This is a genomic window from Chryseobacterium cucumeris (genome assembly GCF_016775705.1).
Taxonomy (GTDB): Bacteria; Bacteroidota; Bacteroidia; order Flavobacteriales; family Weeksellaceae; genus Chryseobacterium; species Chryseobacterium cupriresistens.
Genome location: NZ_CP068760.1, coordinates 4,414,719 through 4,436,992, shown reverse-complemented (window position 1 = coordinate 4,436,992; position 22,274 = coordinate 4,414,719). Strand labels below are relative to the sequence as shown.

General features: G+C 35.1%; 26 protein-coding genes. 10 read left to right on the top strand and 16 right to left on the bottom strand.

Annotated features, from left to right (window positions below):
• The first annotated feature begins 281 nt into the window (after positions 1-281).
• From JNG87_RS19805 to JNG87_RS19790, 4 genes are all read left to right on the top strand, one after another.
• A complete protein-coding gene (locus tag JNG87_RS19805) occupies positions 282-1,199 on the top strand; it encodes a type VI secretion system baseplate subunit TssG (RefSeq protein ID WP_238349626.1) in 918 nt (305 codons plus the stop codon).
• Between the two features lie 54 nt (positions 1,200-1,253).
• Positions 1,254-2,156, top strand: a complete 903-nt coding sequence (locus JNG87_RS19800; protein WP_110011562.1) for a TssN family type VI secretion system protein — start codon at positions 1,254-1,256, stop codon at positions 2,154-2,156.
• Positions 2,157-2,181: 25 nt separating this feature from the next.
• Positions 2,182-3,321, top strand: coding sequence for a hypothetical protein (locus JNG87_RS19795; RefSeq protein ID WP_202840598.1), 1,140 nt, complete (start codon positions 2,182-2,184; stop codon positions 3,319-3,321).
• 99 nt (positions 3,322-3,420) lie between these two features.
• Complete coding sequence (locus JNG87_RS19790; RefSeq protein ID WP_238349625.1) at positions 3,421-4,596, top strand: aminotransferase class V-fold PLP-dependent enzyme; 1,176 nt, start codon at positions 3,421-3,423, stop codon at positions 4,594-4,596.
• A gap of 52 nt (positions 4,597-4,648) precedes the next feature.
• Here JNG87_RS19790 and blaIND read toward each other — a convergent pair whose 3' ends face one another.
• Both blaIND and JNG87_RS19780 read right to left on the bottom strand, forming a co-directional pair.
• The gene (blaIND, locus tag JNG87_RS19785) at positions 4,649-5,377 is read right to left on the bottom strand and encodes an IND family subclass B1 metallo-beta-lactamase (RefSeq protein ID WP_202840596.1); all 729 of its coding nucleotides are present in this window, start codon (positions 5,375-5,377) and stop codon (positions 4,649-4,651) included.
• A 162-nt stretch (positions 5,378-5,539) separates the two neighbouring features.
• Complete coding sequence (locus tag JNG87_RS19780) at positions 5,540-6,013, bottom strand: Lrp/AsnC family transcriptional regulator (protein WP_202840594.1); 474 nt, start codon at positions 6,011-6,013, stop codon at positions 5,540-5,542.
• 136 nt (positions 6,014-6,149) lie between these two features.
• On the opposite strand from JNG87_RS19780, the gene JNG87_RS19775 reads away from it, so the two are divergent.
• On the top strand, positions 6,150-7,040 hold the full coding sequence (locus JNG87_RS19775; protein WP_238349624.1) for a DMT family transporter: 891 nt from the start codon (positions 6,150-6,152) through the stop codon (positions 7,038-7,040).
• Positions 7,041-7,287: 247 nt separating this feature from the next.
• Here the strand turns inward: JNG87_RS19775 and JNG87_RS19770 are convergent, their stop codons facing one another.
• Positions 7,288-7,941 (bottom strand): metal-dependent transcriptional regulator, encoded by a 654-nt coding sequence (locus JNG87_RS19770; RefSeq protein WP_202840590.1) that lies wholly within the window; start codon positions 7,939-7,941, stop codon positions 7,288-7,290.
• A gap of 85 nt (positions 7,942-8,026) precedes the next feature.
• On the opposite strand from JNG87_RS19770, the gene JNG87_RS19765 reads away from it, so the two are divergent.
• Entirely contained in the window at positions 8,027-9,055 is a 1,029-nt protein-coding gene (locus JNG87_RS19765) for a threonine aldolase family protein (RefSeq protein ID WP_202840588.1), read from the top strand.
• Positions 9,056-9,237: 182 nt separating this feature from the next.
• Here the strand turns inward: JNG87_RS19765 and JNG87_RS19760 are convergent, their stop codons facing one another.
• Positions 9,238-9,741: a hypothetical protein gene (locus JNG87_RS19760; RefSeq protein WP_202840586.1), complete on the bottom strand. Its 504-nt coding sequence runs from the start codon at positions 9,739-9,741 to the stop codon at positions 9,238-9,240.
• A 228-nt stretch (positions 9,742-9,969) separates the two neighbouring features.
• Here JNG87_RS19760 and JNG87_RS19755 point away from each other — a divergent pair, with 228 nt between their 5' ends.
• Positions 9,970-10,932, top strand: a complete 963-nt coding sequence (locus JNG87_RS19755) for a hypothetical protein (RefSeq protein WP_202840584.1) — start codon at positions 9,970-9,972, stop codon at positions 10,930-10,932.
• A 9-nt stretch (positions 10,933-10,941) separates the two neighbouring features.
• Here JNG87_RS19755 and JNG87_RS19750 read toward each other — a convergent pair whose 3' ends face one another.
• The 7 genes from JNG87_RS19750 to JNG87_RS19720 form a co-directional block, all read right to left on the bottom strand.
• Entirely contained in the window at positions 10,942-11,496 is a 555-nt protein-coding gene (locus JNG87_RS19750) for a DUF4256 domain-containing protein (protein WP_202840582.1), read from the bottom strand.
• A 339-nt stretch (positions 11,497-11,835) separates the two neighbouring features.
• A complete protein-coding gene (locus tag JNG87_RS19745; protein WP_202840580.1) occupies positions 11,836-12,234 on the bottom strand; it encodes a DoxX family protein in 399 nt (132 codons plus the stop codon).
• 17 nt (positions 12,235-12,251) lie between these two features.
• The gene (locus tag JNG87_RS19740) at positions 12,252-12,830 is read right to left on the bottom strand and encodes a YdeI/OmpD-associated family protein (RefSeq protein ID WP_202840578.1); all 579 of its coding nucleotides are present in this window, start codon (positions 12,828-12,830) and stop codon (positions 12,252-12,254) included.
• A 286-nt stretch (positions 12,831-13,116) separates the two neighbouring features.
• Positions 13,117-13,581, bottom strand: coding sequence for an SRPBCC domain-containing protein (locus JNG87_RS19735; RefSeq protein ID WP_202840577.1), 465 nt, complete (start codon positions 13,579-13,581; stop codon positions 13,117-13,119).
• Positions 13,582-13,789: 208 nt separating this feature from the next.
• Positions 13,790-14,122: an ArsR/SmtB family transcription factor gene (locus JNG87_RS19730; RefSeq protein ID WP_002979291.1), complete on the bottom strand. Its 333-nt coding sequence runs from the start codon at positions 14,120-14,122 to the stop codon at positions 13,790-13,792.
• A 145-nt stretch (positions 14,123-14,267) separates the two neighbouring features.
• Positions 14,268-15,146, bottom strand: coding sequence for a TIR domain-containing protein (locus JNG87_RS19725; protein WP_202840575.1), 879 nt, complete (start codon positions 15,144-15,146; stop codon positions 14,268-14,270).
• A 66-nt stretch (positions 15,147-15,212) separates the two neighbouring features.
• Positions 15,213-15,632, bottom strand: a complete 420-nt coding sequence (locus JNG87_RS19720) for a helix-turn-helix transcriptional regulator (RefSeq protein WP_202840574.1) — start codon at positions 15,630-15,632, stop codon at positions 15,213-15,215.
• Positions 15,633-15,782: 150 nt separating this feature from the next.
• Between JNG87_RS19720 and JNG87_RS19715 the strand changes: the two genes are divergently transcribed.
• Positions 15,783-16,013 carry a SymE family type I addiction module toxin gene (locus JNG87_RS19715; protein WP_202840573.1) on the top strand — a complete coding sequence of 77 codons (231 nt, stop codon included), beginning with the start codon at positions 15,783-15,785 and terminating at the stop codon, positions 16,011-16,013.
• A 241-nt stretch (positions 16,014-16,254) separates the two neighbouring features.
• Here JNG87_RS19715 and JNG87_RS19710 read toward each other — a convergent pair whose 3' ends face one another.
• Positions 16,255-17,043, bottom strand: coding sequence for an O-methyltransferase (locus JNG87_RS19710; protein WP_202840572.1), 789 nt, complete (start codon positions 17,041-17,043; stop codon positions 16,255-16,257).
• Positions 17,044-17,387: 344 nt separating this feature from the next.
• On the opposite strand from JNG87_RS19710, the gene JNG87_RS21745 reads away from it, so the two are divergent.
• Positions 17,388-17,513, top strand: a complete 126-nt coding sequence (locus JNG87_RS21745) for a hypothetical protein (RefSeq protein WP_262510410.1) — start codon at positions 17,388-17,390, stop codon at positions 17,511-17,513.
• A gap of 32 nt (positions 17,514-17,545) precedes the next feature.
• Positions 17,546-18,328 (top strand): YdcF family protein, encoded by a 783-nt coding sequence (locus tag JNG87_RS19705; RefSeq protein ID WP_202840571.1) that lies wholly within the window; start codon positions 17,546-17,548, stop codon positions 18,326-18,328.
• A gap of 322 nt (positions 18,329-18,650) precedes the next feature.
• Here the strand turns inward: JNG87_RS19705 and JNG87_RS19700 are convergent, their stop codons facing one another.
• The 4 genes from JNG87_RS19700 to JNG87_RS19685 form a co-directional block, all read right to left on the bottom strand.
• Positions 18,651-19,046 (bottom strand): VOC family protein, encoded by a 396-nt coding sequence (locus tag JNG87_RS19700; RefSeq protein WP_202840570.1) that lies wholly within the window; start codon positions 19,044-19,046, stop codon positions 18,651-18,653.
• Between the two features lie 620 nt (positions 19,047-19,666).
• Positions 19,667-20,626: a DUF6624 domain-containing protein gene (locus tag JNG87_RS19695; protein ID WP_110011575.1), complete on the bottom strand. Its 960-nt coding sequence runs from the start codon at positions 20,624-20,626 to the stop codon at positions 19,667-19,669.
• 195 nt (positions 20,627-20,821) lie between these two features.
• Positions 20,822-21,433 (bottom strand): hypothetical protein, encoded by a 612-nt coding sequence (locus JNG87_RS19690; protein ID WP_202840568.1) that lies wholly within the window; start codon positions 21,431-21,433, stop codon positions 20,822-20,824.
• A gap of 22 nt (positions 21,434-21,455) precedes the next feature.
• Positions 21,456-22,163 (bottom strand): hypothetical protein, encoded by a 708-nt coding sequence (locus JNG87_RS19685; RefSeq protein ID WP_202840567.1) that lies wholly within the window; start codon positions 22,161-22,163, stop codon positions 21,456-21,458.
• Positions 22,164-22,274 lie beyond the last annotated feature (111 nt).

Here is a 22,274-nt window from a genome sequence, read left to right as displayed (position 1 = left end):
CAACCTTACACTTTAAATTTTAAACCTTGAACTTTAAACGATAAATGAAAACCCTTTAATCGATTGATTCTGAATAGTTAATTTTAAATTTAAAAAAGCAAATAAATAGGCTGTTTACCGTATTTTCACGGAATTTGTAGAAAATTATTCCTATTAATGTCAATAAATTATTATTTTTAGGATAAAATTGTTGTAAAAATATTTTTTCAAACTTATGAGATATATTATCTTTACAAGTCATAATCAGAGGAAACACTATGTATGAGAATAATATTGTAGATATGCATTACAATAAGCTGCAGACAGACTTTAAGGCTGAAGCTGTGGCTGTAAACCTCTTGAAATACCATCGTGCGGTAAGCAATATCTTCATTGAGCGTGTGGGCGTAAACGACCGTGCTTACCTGAAAGATATTAAAAGTATTTCAAGCAGTTATTTAGGATTTGATGAGGAAGTTTTTACTATAGAGACTTACAGGGAAGGCATTTATGACTATCTTCCGGAAGGTTTATTCCATCCGCCGTCTCTCGGAGCTTCCAGAAAAAATGTAGATACTGTAGTAAGAGAAATCCGGAAGCAGAAAAGGGTAGAAGATGATGCCCGTAAGTTTTTCCGGCCTTTTGAGCTGGAAGTATTTTTTACAGAAATAAGTGCTTTGCTTAAAGAATCAGAATTTGATATTACAAGCAATACAGATTCTTTGCTGGAAACAGTGAGTGAGCTTTGGCCTCTTATAAAAATGCTGGACAAGCAGAACGCTTATATTTTTATGCATATTTTACCGTTTTTCCATCAGATCAGAGGAGACAAAAGATGGTTTGAAAGATGTATGACTGCTTTTCTGCAGGTACCGGTAAAAGTAAGTTTTTCACCTAATATTATTGACGGAATTGAGAAAAATGATAATTCCATGTTACTGGGAAATTCAAGATTGGGCGTCACCTATATTCCAAGCGGACCTCATATGGACGGGCAGCGAAACTGGGTGGTAAACATTGGTCCTATTCCTTACGGGGATATGAAGAAATATATTCCGGGAAGTCCGTTCAGAAATGTGCTTCAGGCTCTGTATGATTATTTTCTTCCTGTAACAGTGGACGTAGAGGAGAATTTTGTTACCGAAAAGAAGGAATATTCATTCAGCCTTGAGGACGATGAAAGAAATGCCAGCCGCCTTGGATACTCTACATTCCTCTAAATTATTTTATTATATTTACAACTACCAACAAAGTATAAATTCGAAAAGAAACAAATGGAAATTTCTTCAGTAAAAGGTATTTTTCTAAGGTATATCTTAATGCCTTTAATCGCTATTATTATGATGGTTATACTGGGTGTAATCAGGAGAAATAAACCTGCGATAAAAATTAAAGTAATTATTATATACGTACTGCTCTGCAGCTTATGTCTGGCTATTCCGGGTGTTTTTGGGTTTGCGGGAAACCTTTTTAATCCGTACTGGTATCTTATTGCACAGGTGATCTATCTTATTTTTGGGATTATTCATGTGAATCTGCTGCATAAATATTTCAAAAAGCACATCGATTCTCTGGCAATGAGCATTCTGTTTGAATCTATCCTTTCTCTGACGTGTATCGCTTTGGGCGGATATCTTTTTACACTGCTCTTCAACCTGATGAGTAAAGGTACAGGATATGCTGTAATGGCAGCGACAAGTATGGTGATCTTTGTGGTTCCGATGGTTTTTTATTACTGCTATATTCAGTTTATCAGCATTCCTTTTGATATTTATAAAACGTGGAGATATTCTCCGGAGCAGAAACTGCCTGATTTTGAAGGTGCCGATTTTGACAGATTAATGGTCCTGAATGTTGAACTGAGCAAAAAATTAGAAGATACCAACCGTTTCAGAATTAAAGCCAAAACACTTCCTACCGGAGTTACTTTCGGAGACTGGTTCTACAGGGTAGTAGATGATTACAATCATAAAAATCCGGGTTCCATTATTCATCTTTCAGACGAGGGAAATGAGCCTTATTACTGGATTTTCTACACCAAAAAATCGTTTTTCAGTTTTAGAAAATATATAGATTTCGACCACGACATTACGACAAACAACATTTCTGAAAATGAAGTGGTGATTTGTAAGAGAGTTATTCAGCATGAAGAGGAGGGAGTCACAAGAAAATCATAACACAAAAAATTAAAAAGTATTAAACATGATACAGCCTATTAAACATTTTGCCATCAATTGGGTGGATGGGATGAAAGTTTCCCAGAGACACCTTAATGATCAGGATAATTTCTTAATCGATACCATCAGAGATTCCAATTCCCTTGGAATTACTACATATAACTACGGGCTTTTACCTATTTCGAACGAATTTACAGACCGTACCATTTTTGACGTTCACAACACGGCAACCAATGATGTACAGCTTGTAATTAAACGTTGCAGCGCCGTTACAATGGCTGGATACCGTATTGAACTTACGGACAGAAGAATCAGTGTGAAGTCTTTGGCGAAATCAATGAATGAAGAGCAGGCAGACGGGGAATATTATATCCTGATCTCTGTAAATCCTTTTGATAAAGTACCTTTTGGAGATATTGATCCTGAAGAAATTCCGCCACGCCATCCAAGTGCACAGCCGAATCATCATATAGAACTGCTTCCAGTAACATCCTTGAACAGCAGCTATTCAGGAGGAAATTATCTTATTATCGGTAAGGTAGATTTAAAAGGAAATATTGCCCAGGTGGATTCCAACTTTATTCCGCCTTGTACTTCTGTGCAGAGTCATCCGGCTTTGGTAGATTATTACAGCAGCTATGCAAAATCTATCGGAAATCTTCAGCAGTATGCTTTTAAAATTATCCAGAAAGCTTCTCACAAGAATCAGAATACAGCTTTAGCACAAAACGTTAAGTTTTTGTGTACTACCATGATCAATACTTTTGGTGATATGTATTTCCAGTTCAGAAATATAACACCATGGCAGCCACCTGTATTTTTAATTGAATCTTTTGCAAGACTGGCGCTTCATTTATACAATTCAACCCAGCTTCTTGTTCCGGCAGAACTGGAGGAAATGCTGAACTACAGTTTAGAGTGGAGTGAAATTGCCCCACATACCTTATTGAACCAGCTTTCTATTGTCGCAGAAACGAATTATGACCACCATAATTGTGGTGAACCATTGCTTTATATTCAACAGATGTTGAGAAGCCTTGAAATTATTTTCTCTAAACTGAGCGAGCTTGATTATATCGGTCAGAGAAAAGAAAATATTATCGTTAATGAGCAGGAAGTATCCACGAACACGAATCCAAAAAGAGGTTGGAGTGTTTTAGATTAAAATCATTAATTAAAAATAGAGTCCCGGATGAAAATTCGGGATTTTTTATGGTCGTATTTAGGAAAAATTAAAAGTAAATTTGTTGTAAGGATTGATAAAATGAATTTAGAGGTTATAAGACAGGAGACTCCGGGATGTTCGGATAAGATTTTTTTAAACAGTGCAGGCGCATCATTGATGCCTAAATCTGTTGTGGACACTACCATTAAGTTTTTATATGAAGAGCAGGAGTTTGGAGGTTATACAGCTGCAACTAAAAACACAGGTCTCATCAACCGGTTTTATGATGAAACCGCAAAACTGATTAATGCAAAACCTTCCAACATAGCATTTGTAAGCAGTTCTACAGATGGATATGCAAAAGCTTTATCCAGTATTGATTTTAAAGAAGGTGACTGTATCATTACCACCAATGATGATTATATATCCAATCAGATTGCTTTTATTTCTCTGCAGAAAAGATGTCATATTGAAATTGTAAGGGTTGCCAATCTTCCCGACCATGAATTGGATCTGGAAGACTTTGAAAGATTAATTAAAAAACATAATCCGAAATTAATTGCGGTTACTCATATTCCTACCAATTCCGGGTTAATTCAGAATGTAGAAGGAGTGGGGAAGTTATGTAAACAGTATGATGTTCTGTATCTTGTGGATGCCTGTCAGTCAGTAGGCCAGATTGTGGTGGATGTAGAAAAAATCCATTGTGATTTTCTGACGGCAACCGGAAGAAAGTTCATGCGCGGACCCAGAGGAACTGGATTTTTATACGTTTCAGACAAAGTATTGAACCAGAAAATGTATCCTCTGTTTTTAGATAGTTTTGGGGCTCAATGGACAGCATTTGATGATTTTCAACTCCATGACACTGCTAAAAGGTTTGAACTTTTTGAAAGACCTTATGCTGCTTTAGCTGGATTTGCAGAGGCTTTACGCTATGCCAATGCGATAGGAATGGATCAAATTGAGAATTACAACCGGAAGTTGACTGATACTTTAAGAATTAATCTGCAGAATAATGGTTTCAGAGTTCTGGATAGAGGAAACAGATTAAGCAGTATTGTGACTTTCTGCCAGGCAGATGGAAAGGTTGAAAAGATACATAAAGCTTTGAGTGATCATAATGTATTTTTTAAGGAAAACCGCAGACAGGATGCCTTAATTGATTTTACCTTAAAAAATGTAGACCATGCGATCCGGTTATCTCCTCATTATTTCAATACGATGCAAGAAATTGAAAAAGTATCACAACTTTTAGAAAATAGTAATCATTAATATGATGGTTTAAAAATCGAAGCGCCCTGGCATGCGCCAGGGCGCTTCAAATTTATTTTTTATTCAGAAGATCAAGCGTATGTTCTACGTGTCCGCCCCCTTTCCATTCATCATGTCCGGGGATAATCAAAGTTGCCTGTGAATATTTGTTTTTAAGTTTTGTCATGGTTTTCGGCCATTCTGCAACATTAGCTTCTCCCGTGTACCCAAGATCAACGGCTGCTTTGCTTTTTACAAGACAACCTCCGTCCAGGATTTTATATTTCGGGAACCATACCACTACATTATCAGCTGTATGCCCTTCCCCAAGAAAATCTACTACAAATTCTTCACCACCAATGCGGTAAGGTTTTCCTGTTTTGATAAGTTCGGTAGAGGTTGCTTTTCCATCTTTCTTCAAAAGCTCATTGGTTTTCGCTGTAGCGTAGGTTTTGATCCCTTTCTTATTATAAAAGCTTAAATCTCCGGCTCTGTCTTCATGCGAATGAGTGGCAAATACCGCAATAACAGGAAGATTATGTCTTTTCTGAATAGTATCTAAAAGACTTTGATACTGTGTTTTCTGCCACGGAACATCGAATAAGACAACTCCTTTTTTGGTCACCAGATAAACCGCATTGGTAGAATATTCTTTCCCTCCGAATACTCCGAAAGTTTTATAAATATAAAAATTGGGCTGAATCTGTGGTTCAATGACAAAATCTCTTACCTGAGTGGTCTGAGCCGTTGCCAATGGACTTAGCAACATCGAAATAATAAAAAACGGAATGCTTTTTTTCATAATTTTTTTAAGTAATAGTTAAAGGTTGGGTATTTGCCGGAAAGACAAAGCCTGTAGAAAGTTTTGCAAACCTAGGTAAAAATAAATTTTCGGCTCTTTTAAAAATAGAGTTTAACCGTTTTTTAACGATTTCAGGTAAAATTACTTCCGCATATTATAATGTTATAGCAACATATTAATTGGAATTTCAAGTCCTGATTTTACTGTATTCATGGAGACTAATGTTCTGAAATGTTTGATATTATCATTCCCATAAAATATTCTGCGGGTAAGCTGTTCATAATCTTTCATAGAAGAAACAACAATGATCAGTACAAAATCCGATTCTCCCGTTACGTAGTAACATTGCTGAACTTCCGGAGCAGAAGTAAATAGTCTTTGCGCTTGATCTATCAGGTCAATTTTATCTCTTTCAAGAAAAACTTCTACAATAAGAGTAACAGAATGTTTTACTTTCTCCGTATCAATCACAGAAACATCTGCTTTGACGATTCCCGTTTCCCGCATTCTTTTGATTCGTCTCTGTACTGCAGCAGCAGATAGCCCTATATGTTCTCCAATATCTCTTTGTGGAGTAAGATTATTCTTTTGCAGAATTTCAAGGATTTGCAGGTCAAATTGATCAAGTTCATTCATTTTTTCAAAATTAAAGAGTTTTATGAAACAAAATTGCAAATTTATACTCAAATTTCGTGGAAAATCAAGTCATATTTGATGCAATTTTGCATTTCAAATAGAATTTATCATTATGAATGTACTAAAAGGTTTTTGTTTGGCAGTACTAGCTGCTTTATTTTGGGGTGTTTCCGGGACATTTGCACAATTTCTTTTTCAACAGCGGGGTATTAATATTGAATGGCTTATTACCATACGTTTACTCATTTCGGGGATATGCCTTTTGCTGTATGCAAAACTTGCAGATAAAACAGAGCTTTTTGAGATCTGGAAAAATAAAAAAGACGCTATACAACTTGTTGTTTTCAGCATTACAGGAATGCTGGCAGTTCAATATACTTACTTTGCAGCTATAAAATATTCTAATGCTGCTACTGCAACTGTTCTGCAGTATGCAGGACCTGTTATCATTGCTGTATATCTTGCTTTTAAAAATAAAAGAGTTCCTGTTCTGGTTGAAATAGCAGCGATTGTTTTAGCGGTTTTAGGAACTTTTCTACTGGTAACTCATGGAGATACATCCAGTCTTTCTGTCTCGGGAATAGCTTTGTTCTTTGGTCTGGCTTCAGCTGTTGCATTGGCTGTTTATACATTACAGCCGGTGAAACTTTTATCAAAATACAAATCTTCTCTCATCATTGGATGGGGAATGTTTTGTGCGGGCATCGTATTCAGTTTTGTAAAAGCTCCATGGGATATTCAGGGAGTATGGGACATGCAGACATTTGGGTATACGGCATTTATTGTACTATTCGGGACATTGATCGCTTTTTATTTTTATCTGTCGGCTGTTCAGATCATTGGAGGTCAGAAAACAAGTCTTCTTGCGTCTATGGAACCTCTTTCTGCCACAATCTTAGCGGTGCTTTGGCTTAATGTTTCTTACTCTTTAATCGATTGGATTGGAAGTATATTTATTATTTCAACTATTTTTCTGTTGAGCATAAAACCTAAGAAAGTCAAAATAATACAGGAAAGAGCAGACTGATTTAAATTATTTTAAATTGAAAAATATTAGCGTTGAGTTTTTATAGTGCTTTTGGTAAAATGACAAACCTAACAGGTTTTTAAAACCTGTTAGGTTTAGCATAAGTAAAGTTTCGCTGTAAGCTGAAAATCAGAATGATTCATCTTAACTATACTTTTCGCCTTAAATTTCTTAATGGTTGAAATTCTTGAAAAGTCTGAATTTTTTAATGAAAACCTGTTAGGTTTATTTTTTCAGTTGTAATGATTTATTTCTTTACGAGTATTTTCTCAGCGGCTTTTTTGCTTAAAATTTCTGTTTTTCCCTCAATTTCTATCGTCATTGATTTATCAAAACTTTCTATTTTTACAATTTTTACCTTGGTGTTGAGCAGCAATTTCCTGTCATTCAGATACGTAAGGAAAGCATCGTCGGAAAGGGTAACAGAGGCAAAGGTGACAGTTTCTCCCGGCTCACAACTACTTAATTTTTGCAGATCCTGGGCAATGATATTCCCATCTTTATCAGGAATAGGTTCTCCATGAGGATCGAATTTAGGATGATCCAGAATTTCATCCATTTTATCAAAAAAGATTTGAGAATGTACATGCTCAAGCTGTTCTGCAATCTCATGAACGTTTTCCCAACCGAAATTCATTTTCTTAACCAGGAACATTTCGGTAAGCCTGTGTTTACGAACCACCAGCGCAGCTTCACGTCTTCCGCTTTCGGTAACGATTAAAGGCTTATAGGTCTCATAGACCACCCATTTTTTCTCGGCAAATTTCTTCATCATGTTATTGACACTCGGCATTTTTACATTCAAAAATTTGCTGAGTTCATTAATCGTAACCTTTCCTTCATTGTCAACTAAATGAAACAAAGCTTTCAGGTAATTCTCTTCTGTTAGGGTTGTTCTCAAAATGTTAGATGATTTTCATTACAAATCTAACAAAATAAAATGAAAAGTTCGCTCTTGTTATTTTAACTTTTTTTACTTTTACTCTATGAAATTTTCATTCAAAAACGACTATTCTGAGGGTTGTCACCCTAATATCTTACAGGCACTTTTACAGCATAACCTTGTTCAGCAGGCCGGCTATGGAGAAGATGAATTTTCCTTGAAGGCCAAAGCTTTGATTAAGGAGAAAATCAATAATCAGAATTCGGATATTTATTTTGTTTCCGGAGGAACACAGGCTAACTTAATTGTTATTTCTGCAATTCTAAAACCTTATCAGTGTGTAATATCTGCTGCTCCCGGGCATATCCTGAATAATGAAACGGGAGCCATTGAAGCTACAGGTCATAAAGTACTGAGCATCGAAACGGCAGACGGAAAAATAAAACCATCAGATATTGTTCCAATTTTAGAGGGACACAGTAATGTACCGCATCAGGTGATGCCTAAACTGGTTTATATTTCCAATTCTACAGAGCTGGGAACAATCTATCAGGCAAAAGAACTGGAAGAACTTTCTGCATTTTGTAAGGAAAATAAATTATACCTGTTTATGGATGGGGCAAGGCTTGGTCATGGACTGACTGCAGAAATCAGTGATCTTACCCTGGAGAAAGTAGCCGCTCTTACCGATGTTTTTTATCTTGGAGGAACGAAAAACGGAGCATTAATAGGTGAGGCAATTGTAATCAATAATCCTTTGCTACAGGAAGATTTTGCTTTTAATATCAAACAGAAAGGAGCATTACTGGCAAAAGGAAGATTGTTGGGAATCCAGTTTTCAGAGCTGATGAAAGATAACCTGTATTTTGAGCTGGCACAACATGCCAATCAGCAGGCCATGAAGATTAAGAAAGCTTTGCAAAAAAAAGGAACTGCATTTCTTTCAGATACTTATACCAACCAGATTTTTCCTATTCTCAGTAACCAGCTCATAGAGGTATTATCTGAAAAATTTGAATTCTATGTCTGGAAAAAAGTAGATGAAAATTTTTCAGCCATTCGTCTTATTACTTCGTGGAGTACAGGGGATGAAGCTGTGAACCGTTTTATTGAAATGATTGAACAGAGTTAAGATAGAATGAAAAGGCTGTCTCAAAAGTCCACTAGTGGATTTTTGTCATTCTGACGAAGGAAGAATCTCTATGACAAACAACTCCATGAGATTCTTCACTAATTTATGAACTTCGTTCGCAGACTTTCAGTCTGTGTTCAGAATGACACTTTTGAGACAGCCTTTTTTTATTTTATAATGAATTATTTTTTCAAAGCTTCATTGACTACTTTACAGTCTGCAGGCGTTAGCTTCTGTCCGTCTTTATAACTGATTTTTTTCTCGTCAGCATATTTGGTTTGTCCGTCCTCTTCCTTATGTTCACCAATACCTTCCGTCAAAACATTATCCTTTTGAAGGAAGTAGATATCTCTTTTGCTCTTTTTCCCTTCAGAGCTGAATTCATAGGTTAGTTTCAGGGTGTCTCCCGATTTGAAACCTGTTACATCCCCTTTTGAGCTGTCTTTTTCACTGTTTTTATAGGATAATTTTCCGGTGATTGTTCCTAAATTGTCATCAATAGAAGCAAAAACACTGTCTTTTCCTGTAACCCCGATATAACAGAACGATTTTGGCCCAAGGGTATCAATTACCGGTTCTTCCACAGCAATGGTATCTGCTTCCACTTTGGGAGCCGGAGCTTCAGTTTTCTTATTACAGTTGATTAAAAAAGCTGATACAGCGCCCAATAAGATTAATTTTTTCATATCCTTCATTGTTAAAAATCAAATTTCTATTCTGCTAAAATAATAATAGTATTTGTATATTAAAAATTAGGATATGAAGAGATAATGATTTTTTGGTTAAAATTAATATTTCATAAAATGGATTTTAAGGAAAAATATTAATTAAAAAAATACATTGAAATTACCAATACTTATGGCATGAATTGTTTTTAGGCACGGAAAATGATTTACTTTTTTAAATTGATTGTAATGAAAAAGATTACTAAAGTGCTGAGCTTGGGATTATTTATTTTAGGTATATGTTTTGTCGGGGGACAGGCTCCTAAGAATTATATTTACACTTCCTCGGGAGATCTGCATGGAATTGAAAAACTGATTACCCGTAAAGATATCGGCGGTGTACAGATTGTCTACAACTGGAAGGCTTTGGAAAAATCAAAAGATGTCTATGATTTTTCGGTTATTGAGAAAGATCTGAATTATCTGACGAGCCTTAACAAAAAACTGTTTATTCAGCTTCAGGACAGATTTTTTGAGCCACATGCGCGATATGTTCCTGATTATATATTGAAAGATAAAGAATATAACGGGGGATTGGTACCTCAATATGATAATCCGGGAGAGAATAAACCTGTTGGAAACGGCTGGGTTGCCCAGCAATGGAATCCAGCTGTCCGGATGAGATTTCAGAAGCTGATAGGAGAACTCGCAAAGAAATTTGACGGAAAGATTCAGGGGATTAATCTTCCGGAAACATCGATCGATATTGATATGAAGAAAGATAAGACAGGTTTCAGCTGCGACCGTTATTTTCAGGCCGAAGTGGAAAATCTAAAGTTTGCAAGAAATGCTTTCCACCATTCTTACGTTCTGCAATATGTCAATTTCTTTCCGTGCGAATGGGAAAATGATCACCAGTATATGTCAAGACTTTTCGATTTTGCTTACCAAAATAATATAGGACTGGGCGGACCGGATATTGTTCCGGATAAGAAAGCCCAAATGAAAAATTCTTATCCTTTTTTTAATCAGTACAAAGGAAAACTTTCTCTGGTAGCGATGGCCGTTCAGGAGCCGACTTTGACGTATACAAATCCGAAAACTAAAAAGCCTTTCACCAAAGAAGAATTTACAGAATATGCTGAAAACTATCTGGGTGTAAAAATTATATTCTGGAGTGTGGAATCTCCCTGGCTGAGAGATCCCAGTTGATTATTCTCCTTATACTTTTAATATTCCTCTGAAACCTCTTGCGGCATAATAAGAATCTGCACCATTGTGATACGTAAATACGGTATTGTATCGTCTGTCGCAGAAAACAGCACCTCCAAGTTCACGGATCTGCGGTGGTGTTTTGATCCAGCTTGAAGTCTTTTGGTCAAATTTTCCCAATTCCTGAAGATGACGGTATTGTTCTTCTGTCAAAAGTTCAATACCCATTTCTTTAGCGGTGTCGATGACGTTACTTTCCGGTTTATTGGCCTTTCTGGCATCCCAGGCTTGATAATCATAACATAAGCTTCGGCGTTTGGGGCTTTCGGGAGAGCAGTCAACGAAAGAGTATTCATCTGTTTTTTTATTATAATCTACCACGTCGGGTTCGCCATCTGTGGCTTCCATTTCGTATAAAGACCGGATTTTTTCGGGATGGACTTCCAGTTTTTGCTGGATTTTTTCCCATTTCAGGTCTTTATGACGGTTCATATTCTTTTCGAAACGGGTTTTTAGTGTTTTTAAAAGCTCGTTGGTTTGTTCCGGGGTTAGTTTCTTTTTCATGTCAAATTTTGTTTTGTTATGTGGATATGCTGATTGGTGTTGTTGGAAATCGCGAAGACGCAAATTTTATTAATAATGGCTTGTTTAAAGGCGCAAAGATTTTATCTTCGATAAAATTTCTTTCTTTTTTAATCTTAAATGATTTTAATAAAAACTGTTTAAACCTATCAAAGAATGTTCAGTATATATTGAACCATTAAGAAGGATTTAATTGATAAATATTAAGATGGATTATTCTGACTTTAAGCTTAAAGCGAAGCTCATCTTAATATTCTAAATAGCTTAATACAATCTTAATGTTCCAAAATAAAAGTTTAAACAATTTTAATATCATAATGATTAATCAATGATAGTAATTTTTCTTTCTGCAGGTCTGAAATACCAGGAAATAAGTACTAATACCAATAGTAATACTGCCGGAAAAGTTCTGCCGGCTGTATCGCCAACGATAAGGTGGGAAATAACAGCGCCTGACATCACAAAGAAAAATCCTGCGTAAGCCCATTCTTTTAAAAGCAAACGCTTAGGAATTAAAATAGCGATAACGCCAAGAATTTTCCATACTCCGATGATCGTCATCAGATAAGAAGGATAGCCGAGATTGGTAAAATTGGCCAGTTCATCTTTGTTTTTCATCAGTTGGACAATAGCTGTTGAAACCATGCCCAGAGCCATCCATAGGGTGAATATCCAATAGATGATTTTTGTTCTTTTTTGTGAGGGTTGTGGTGTGTTCATGATTGTTTTTTTTATAATTAGTCGTTTAATCCTATTCCGTCCATGATTTGTGGAATGCATTTTTCAATGCGGGCTTCGCGGGTTTTAGATTGTTTGGCAGAAGAAAAGTGGAGTAGATAAGCTCTTTGTCTTCCGGGAGTTAGTGCTTTGAAAGCTTCCTGTAAAGCAGGATTTTGATCCAGTTTCTCCTGAAACTCTTCAGCCATTTCAAACTCTTTTGTTTTCTTCATTTCCACTTTAGCGCCCGATTCTTCAATTTCAACGGCTTCAAACATATAACCACGAAGAACATCTTCCAGATCATTGATTTGCCCTACCTCTGTAAAGCGGATCTGTCTGGCCGCCTGTACATTTTTAGACTGCTGAATCAGGATATGGTCCGGGTCTTTCATTAAAGCTCCTTTAAAAAAGAGAAGCGCACAATATTCCTTAAAACCGTGGATCAGGAAAATATTTTTCCCTTCATAAGTATAACAGGGACAGCCCCATTTTAAATCTTCTGTAAGTTCTGTACTAAGAGCAATCGTTCTTAATTTCTCAAATTCTTCCTGCCATTGTCCGGCATTTTCGAAGAAAAAATTAACTTTTGGATTCATAGTTCTGGGTTTTTGGGTTAGAGGGTTTGAGAGTGGGAGAGTTTTGGGTTACGGGATTATTTATGTCGGAGGGTTTGAGAGTATTAGAGTGGGAGAGTATAAGGGTTCAAGGTTTAATGTTTAAAGTTTGATGTTTAAAGTTGTTATCCTTCACTGATCATTGACGATTCACTTGCAAAGCAAAACTCACTATTGACATTGATGTTCACAATTTGAGCCCTGTTGCCCATTGTCTATTATCTCTTCGTCTATTATCTTTTATCTTTTATCTATAATCTGCTACCTGCTACCTTCCACCCAACAATTCCTGCAAACGGTTATGCGCCATATTAATGCCCTGTGCAAATGGCATTTTCAGGTGCTGGTCTCTGAAGTCTACAGATTTATAAATGGTTTGGATGGTAATTTTGCTGGTGATATCGGTTAATTTTTCAAATGTTAAAAACTCGATCTGAGCAGGAAAAGGCGTGTTTTCCATCTGGAAAGTTCTTATAATCTTCTCGTTCTGAACGATATCATGAATGGTTCCGTTGGCACTGAAGACCACATCGCCCTGAGGATTTAAGGTTTCAAAACGGTAGCTTCCGTGCGGTTTGTTTTCGAATTTGGTGACTTTCGTTCCCATCCATTCCTCGAAAAGTTCAGCTTCTGTATATGCCTTGAAAAGAAGTTCTACAGGAAGGTCAAATTCTCTGATGATGAAGATTTCCTGTTTGCCGTCTTCTGCGTGGATTTTTGTTTTAAGTTCCATATTTTGAGTTTGGTGTTTAAGTTTGAGGGTTTGGGAGTGTTAGAGTGGGAGAGTATTAGAGGAAAGAGTTCAAGGTTTGCTGTTTAAAGTTCAAGGTTGTCATTCTTTCACTGGTGATTGACGATTCACTTGCGAAGCAAAATTGACTATTGACATCCACCAGTTAAATTTTGATGCCCTTGTCTATTATCTATCCGTCTATCATCTTTTATGTCTTATTATTCACATTCTGATACGCTTTCATCACACTTTCCAGCTTGTTGAACTTCTCATCCCACATTTTGCGGAAAGGTTCTATAAAATCGGCTATTTCTTTCATTTTATTGGGATTTAGGTGATAGATAATTTCTCTGCCGTTTTGTTCAGATCTCAGCAGTTCGCATTCTGTAAGGATCTGGAGATGCTTTGAAACGGTAGGCCTTGCCGTATCAAAATTGGAAGCGATAGCTCCCGCCGTCATCGACTGTGCCGCCACCAACATCAATATAGACCGTCTCGTAGGATCTGCTATTGCCTGAAATACATCTCTTCTTAAATTCATTGTGTAGTTATTTGACTACAAATATATGTGTAGTTATTTAGCTACGCAAGTTTTTTTTGAAATATTTTTGCATAAGAATTATTATAGTCATGTAAAAGACTTATTAAAAAAGACCAGCTAATAAATAGTTGGTCTTTTCTTGGCATTAAATGATTTTATTAACATCAATTTCGTATCCTGCAGCCTTTAATTCCTTGGCAATTTGTATTTTCCAATTTTCTACATTATCAATCTCAGTGTAGAGTATTCCGTATAAATCGCTAGGTAATTCTACTCCTTTTGCATAGAGAGGACATACTCTGTTCCTACCTAATTTTCCGATAAAATATCCCATTTCTAAAATAACATTTTGTCTAGCTCTCAGGTTTAAGTTTTCATCTTTTTTTGCTTTTCCTAAGTCATCATCTGTCAAAAGGATAATTGCAAAACCAACATTTGATAGTTCCTCAAACTTTTCAATGATAGTTTTACCTGAATTTGGTTGTTCATGAAGAATAATCGGATTTAATCCCAGTTTTTCTAATGTTCTAGCAACATTTATTTTTACTTCATTATTATGTCCATGTACAATAAATATATCATTATTTATTTCTTTGCTATCTGTTTTTGTAATACCAGTTGTAATTTGGTCAGGAACTTCAGATTTCATTAAATCAATTTTAGCAACAATTTGTTTAAGATTTGTAAGTTTATTATTTAATTTTTCCCTAAACTCTTTCAGCTCATTTCTTTGATCGTTACCACCCATCAAAATTCCGAAGAAATTATTTACATCATCATATCTTTTTTTATATTCATTAAGTTCATTATTAAATGACTGCTTTAAAAGCTCTGAGTTATAATCATTCCAATTGTAATAATCATTTTTGGCTTCCTCTAATTGTTGCTGAGTCTGGATCTGTCTATTATAAATTTCAGTTCCAGCTTGTATACGCTCATTTATCTTTTCTTTAAAATAATCTTTACCAACAATTAGTTGTGTAGATATTTTTTCTGGTTGTGTCGTTTTTTTTCTGGTAGCCATTTAATATTTGGTTTAAGTCTATATAGAGATTATAAATTAATCATTATTTATTTTTATAAAGTATGTTTAGTTATTTTTTTTCTCAATCAATCTCTCCAATTTCTCAATCATTTCCCTCTGCTGCTCCAGCATACGCTCATAAAGCTCCACCATTTTATCAATAGGATTAAAGGTAGGTTGATAACTGTATAAGGAATTACCTGTAGCATTATCATTGTTATTGACAGTATTAGAAATAATATTCACCGCCTGTTCTTCATCAAAATTCTCAATCGCTTCCGCGGGAACTTTCAAAATCCGGGCTACCTGTGCCAGAATATCAGATTCTACGGTTTCTTTTTGTTCCAGAAGGGAAATTTTCTTTTGGTTCCAGTCGTCGCCCAGCTCAAAAGCCAGAGCTTCCTGTTTGATGCCCAGCATTTCGCGGAAACGCTTTATATTTCTACCCTGATGTATTTTTTTATTTTGCATATCTGTGTAACTCATAATAACAAATATAAAGCTTTAGAACAAAAAAATAATGCTCTGTTTTAAAATAAATACTATTCTAAAATATCCGTCTTTAAGAATAAAATATCCTTTATCCGGATGGTTTATCCTTCTTATTATCCTTTCATTTGTTGAAAAATAACAAAGATGAAAAGAAAAAGAAGAATGAACAGCAGCAAATATACTGAACTGCATAATCGTAACCTTACGGTTTTCCTCAAATCGTTTTCAAGGGCGTATGGCAGAATCGTGTACTTTCCCGAAATAAGAATTACAGGAAAATGGGTACAACAATGTGGCTTTCAGGCAGGAGATAAAATATTGGTTACCGTAAGCAGGAACCAGATTATTTTGGAAAGGGAAGTGAGCTATGAGTGAAAGTATTAGTTTTAAACCATCAGGAGGCTTAAATTTTTAAAATTAAAGTTTTTTTATTTTGAACCATTAAGAGTGTAGGAATAGGTTAAGAGGATTAAGATAAGCTTCGCTTCAGTAAGAATGCTTTTGAATGTAGCGGTAAGGCTTCATGGATGTCTTTGGGTTCTCTTCATATTCTTAGCAGCTTACCGCTTTCTTAATGGTTTTTAAATTTAAGTAAAGTTTTATCTCATCAATTGTATTATTTAGCTCTGATGAGCGGAATATATTCTTTTACAAAAATGCCGATATATTTTCCATTATATTCTACAACACAAGTGCTGATATTCATTCGGTTGCAAAAATCCTGATACGCGGAATTGTCTCCGATATCATCACTGATAAACACTCCGCCAGGTCTCAGTTTTTTATAGATCTGATGGTATGCCCACATTCTTCCGTGGTAACTTTTATCGGAATCATAGTGGAAAACATCAAAAGAGGAAGCCTGTTTGAAAATTTTAGGCAGAGATTCTCTATCGGCAAAACGGAATAACTTCCAGTATTTTTTAAGATGATCAGGAACAACACATCCTGCATACTGATCTCCATTCTGAGCAAGAAAAGGCATATCTGAACTATAGAGTATACCGTTTCTTTTTTGAAGCGAAAGCAATATCGCCAGTGAAGACCATCCATAAGCTACTCCGGTTTCAAGAACGTTTTGTGCTTTGGTGAATTCACATGCATAATAAATAAGCTCCAATGCACCATGTTCACCCATTTTGACAGGGCATTCTTTTTCTTTTACACCGGCTTTTTGCAGGATATCGGCATAATCAGATCTGAAATGATCAGCATCGCGGGAGAAAAGTCTGGAGATCACCTCTTCCTGAGAAACGGCTATGGATGCAGCCCAGAAATTTGCTCTGGCTTTTCCTTTGGACGGACTTCTTCTGTTGAATGTGTTTTTGATAATTTTCCTGCCCAGTTCAGGATAAAGAGGGGGCCTTTTAAGATAAGCTACAAATGTTTTGAGGACTGTTGACATTTCACAGATGTTGTATTATAGTTTTCAGCAAATGTACTTTTTTTAAAGGCCATATTGCATTGAGACAACATTAATTTTAACATTAAATCTGTTAAGGTTTTGTAATAAATACAGTCCGGAAATTATCGGTGAGATCTCTTCTTGTTTTTAATTGAATAGATCAGTTTGGCTTTCAGTTTATTAAAGTAGAAATCGTTTTTTTATACGTGAGGAAGAATTTTTGTTTTTTCCTTTACAAAAATGCCTTTCCAAAAATATATGGAGTACGGTCATCAAAACGGTGATACTTTTCTGCTTTTTCACTGGGGTAGGTATTTTATTTAACACACTAAAAAGTGTGTTGTATGCAAATGTATAAAATAAATGGAAAAAATCAAAAGAAAATAAGACGAAATCATCCTGATCATATTGACTGGTCTGCTGCTGTAGAAAGTTATACTCAGAAAATTGCTTTATCTTTGGGCTTTTAATGTTTGCAGGTATTAAATAATATTATTTGAAGATGAAGTTTTTATTAGACCTTTTGTTTCGTACAATCCAGCTTTTTACAGAGCCTTATTTCTTAGTATTTCTCGCAGTGGTTATCATTGCACTTTTAAGAAGAAAAAACAAACGTAAAAACCTACGGATAGGAATTGGCATTGTTGCCGTTTTAATGATCATTTTTATAGGAAATGGTTTTCTCGGAAAGTTCACCGCAGACTATCTGCAGAAAAGTTATGTGAATACTATTGCGAATAAAAACGGGGCTTCTCAGAATCCTGTTATCGTTGTATTGGGTGGCGGCGTTGTAGATTTTAACCATACAGAAAAGCTGCATACATTGTCTTATTCCAGACTGGTGACGGCTTATCAGCTGTATCATGAATACAGGAAAAATAATCTGCCTTGTAAAATAGTCATTTCAGGAAAGGGGAGAGGGCATACAAGAGAAGCAGAACTCTTCAGCGAAAATTTTAAAAACATGGGGGTTCCGGATGCTGATATCATCAAAGAAGACAAAAGTATGAATACCTATGAAAATGCAAAATATTCCAGCAAGATCCTTAAACAGATGGCTCCTTCTGATGTCTACCTGGTAACTTCCGGTTTTCATATGAAAAGGTCTGTGGCTTTGTTTCAGACATTTGGAGTAAAACCTGTTCCGCAAGCTTCAGATTTTATAGATACGGAAATTACCTGGTTTCCTAACAGCTATAACGCAGCATTTACTTTTGTGATGCTTAAAGAAGTACTGGGAATATGGCAGGTGCAGCTGTATAACAGTTTGGGATTGAACGGGTAGTACATACACTTAGAATAAAAACTGGACATTTAAAATTACTTAAGTGTCCGGTTTTGTTTTTATAGTAAACGTATGTAAGCTGTACAAAAACCATAAAGTCATAAAACCTATCATTTTTAAACACTTGAGTTCAAAAGTTTAAAATAAAAATTAAACCTTTTAATCATACAAAGTGTTAATTATTATTCAATTATAAAAAAAGCGATAAAACCGTCCAAATAAGCCGTGTTTATCGAGTCAGTAACTATGCTATCTGACTGAAAACAGAGGAGATATACGGGCAAATTGTATTTCAGCCTGATTATTTGGTTTATGTAAAGGGTTACATAAAAAATACATTAAACTTATGTCCATCCGGATCTGCAAATACAAAACCGTAGTAATTTTCTCCGAAAGTCTCAGGCTCTGAAACAATGGTTCCGCCAGCTTTTTTAACTTCTTCAGCCCAATCATCTACCTGAGTTTTATTTTCTGCAGAAAGGGTAAATATGATTTCGTTGGAGTGGTGGGGATCTCCAAACTTCATACTTTTCAGGTTGTTTTCAATAACAGTTTGTAAGAAAAAGTGAATAATGAATTCATTTCCAGCCATAAAAAAACTTACCAGTTCATTGGATGTATGTGGATTATTGGCCCTGAAACCCAGTTCAGTATAGAATTTCTGTGTGCGTTCAAGGTCGGCTACGGCCAGATTGGCCCAGATCATTTTAGGTTTCATATCAGTACTATTTTGGTTAGGATAAAGGTATTTTGTTTTTACAGAATAAAAACTGTCATGGGACAAGATTTCGTATTTTTAAGGGGTAAATGAACATTATGGAAACTTGAGTTTTACATCGCTTAGAGAAAATTCAGAATATTATGAAGAGCTGTACGGCTTATAGAGAAAAAATATTTACGAGGAGTTGTAAAAAGCTCTGAAATAAGATTTTTCATTTTGTTTTATCCTTGGGAAAATTTCAGAGAATTGGATGATGATAAGCCGGAGATTTTCCGGATAGGTTTACGACAAAGAAGAGTTCCGAGAATTCGTTAAAAGCTATTGGGTAGAAAAAGTTTAAGAATACCGGATTCTCAGACACTAAATGCTCTATTTCTTTTTTATAATAAAAATCCTATAATTTATATTATGTTAAATTGTATATTATTCTGGTTTCAAAGATTCACAGAACATCTTAGGTTTCATTACTTTGCTCTCTTGGTTATTGTATCGGGTTTTTCAAGTAATACTCAACTCTATTCAAGGTTGTAATAATTAGAAATGGCGGATTAAAGAATTTTAACACCCTTAATCCGCCATATTATAAACTGCTGTGATCAGAAGTTTTTTCTATTGATTTAATTCTTTTTATTTAATTTTTCTAATTCAGGTAAATCTTTTTTGTACTTTTCAACGTCCCAAGCTAAATTCCAGTTTTTAACGTAGTCAGAGATTGGACCCAGGCCAACTTCTGTTCTTCTTTTATCTACATTTTCCGGATCTAGTAAAGGTAAAACATAGTAAGTATTATTACTTTGATTGATTCCTATCTGGCTTCCGTATATTTGTTTTCTGCCTTCCCGGATTTCTATTCTGTCAATTAACAACGCTAAAGAACCTGCGCTGGCATTTCCTTTTGTGACAGCTTCTTTCATCATCGGTAGATATTTTTTCTGCGTTTCCAGATCTGAATGCTGAATCACAAGAAATAAGGCACTATTGGCCTGTGCGCCTACTTTGTCTTTACCCACCCAGCCTTTTTCATCTAATATTTTTTTTACTTTTAACAGGTTAAGCGAGTCTTTCTGCATTGTTTTTTTCCAAAGGTCATTCATTTCCTTAGATTGCGGACCGAATTTTTTTTGCGTTTCATCCATTTGCATTCTATATTTTTGGTCTTCCTCAAGAATTGCCAGTAATTCAGCCTGCAATGGTTTGTCATAATTGGCTTCTATGACCGCTATTTTCTTTTCTAGCTTTTCAATTGTTTTCCCCCATTCTTTTTTTGAATGTAGATTATCCAAATCAGAATCAGATTTTAAGTGCTTGAGATTGGTCCAGCCTTTATCTATGGATAGGTTCAGCCATTTGAATGCTTGTTTTGTATTTCCTGCCAAGGAAGATGAGCATGCGCCATTATATAAGTGACTTGGATTTTCGCTTTCGATTTTAAAAGCTTTACCATATACATCAGTAGACATTTTATAATCTTTTGCCCTGTATAATTGATCAGCTTCAATTATTAATTTTGAGTATTCCTGAGCATTAGCGCCTGTGAATAAAAATAATAATAACAAAGCATAAATAGTGTTTCTCATTTTTTCTGTATTTAATTCTTAGATTTTAGATGGTTACGTTTTGTTTTCAGGCTCAGTTTAATTGATATAATTTTATAAAGCCATTTATGCTACGAATATAAAGTTTATTTTGATGATGGGATTGTTAATAAATCACAAAAAAATCATCCTATGTTTTGGATGATTTGATAAATCTTTTTTTAAAATTTAAATGAGTTATTTTAGCTTGCTTCTCTCCTCTTCCCAGAATCTGTCCATAATTGCCTTAGATTCTCCCGGGCTTTTCAGCATTTTGATATCTCCATTGTCATCAATTCTATAATGCCCTTTAAAAACATCAGGCATTGCATCGTATTGTCTGTTTACTTGTTCTAATGTTTCTGTAAAACAAGGATAACCATATTTTTCAACTAAGTACGGCAAAGCATTTCCTCCTTTTAAAAGTTCGTACTCCTGAAAGTTATAAGGTGTCGTTTGCTGTCTTTTAGCCAGTGATAGGTTAAATTTTTTTAAAAGCTGAGCAATTTCCTTCTCCTCAATACAATGAGAAAGCCCGCGTAACGCATATATTTTCATATCCAGGTAACGCTCTTTCTTATAGGCATTCAGGAAAAAATCCTTCAATAATGGATAATTAAAATCATATAGCAATTTCAATATTTTATTTCGAATATCTAATTGTTTTGCTGAGTTGTAAATAGTAATCAGATGTTCTACATTGTCATTGTTGATAATGCTTTTGTCTAAATTAAACAGTGCATTTCGAAATTCTGGCTTTTTTTCATTATCCTTTTTGTTCGTTAAAATATCCGGGAAGTTGCTGACCATACTATCAATACAAGTGTAATTCTTAGTTATTATTGTTAATAATCGGAGCAAGTTCTTTTTTCAATTCTTCAAACTTCTCCTTGCTCATCATATCAATTTCCACGAGTTCTTTTGCTTCTTTTAATTTTGCAATCGCTTCTTCTCTGGTCATTTTTCTATTTTTTAAAAGAATTTCACCAGATTCAATCCCTAGCTCCGTATCCATCACGCTTAAATATTTATTGATTCCAAAAGCTCTGTCATTTATTTCTCCCAAAACCATAACTACGTACAAAGGCTTATTTTTGCTGCCTCTATGATAAGTTTTTATTTCTCTGACAATCACTTTAGTATTTTTTAAGCTGATATCTGCCATATTTTGTGCTTCACCACCCATAGCAGACATAATACTTCCAAATCCAGCCGGTCTTCCCATTTGTACAAAGTCATAAGTCTTTTTGGAAGTACTTCTTGATTGTGAAATCCCTCCTCTTGCTTTATTTCCATAACTTCCTGAATAAGTCCTTGTATTCAGCTCTTCAGAAGTTGGAGATCCTAATATTAAAGTATCACCTACCTTCACACTATTTTTACTCGTTGTTATATATTCCTTAACCTGAGCACCGTTTTTAATAGTGTTGAAGAAATTAATATCCTGTGTGTTTTCGTAGGTCAATAAATCAATATTTTCCTGAGCTTGAATATTTACTATCGATAAGAGAATAGTAAAAAAAGTAATTGTTTTTTTCATAATTGTTATTTTGTATATTGGAAATTCAATTCTTAGTTTGCAGTTGATTATTCCAGTGTACACAAATATAACACAGTTATTTATATATAAAATGAGGAAAACCATAAAGCT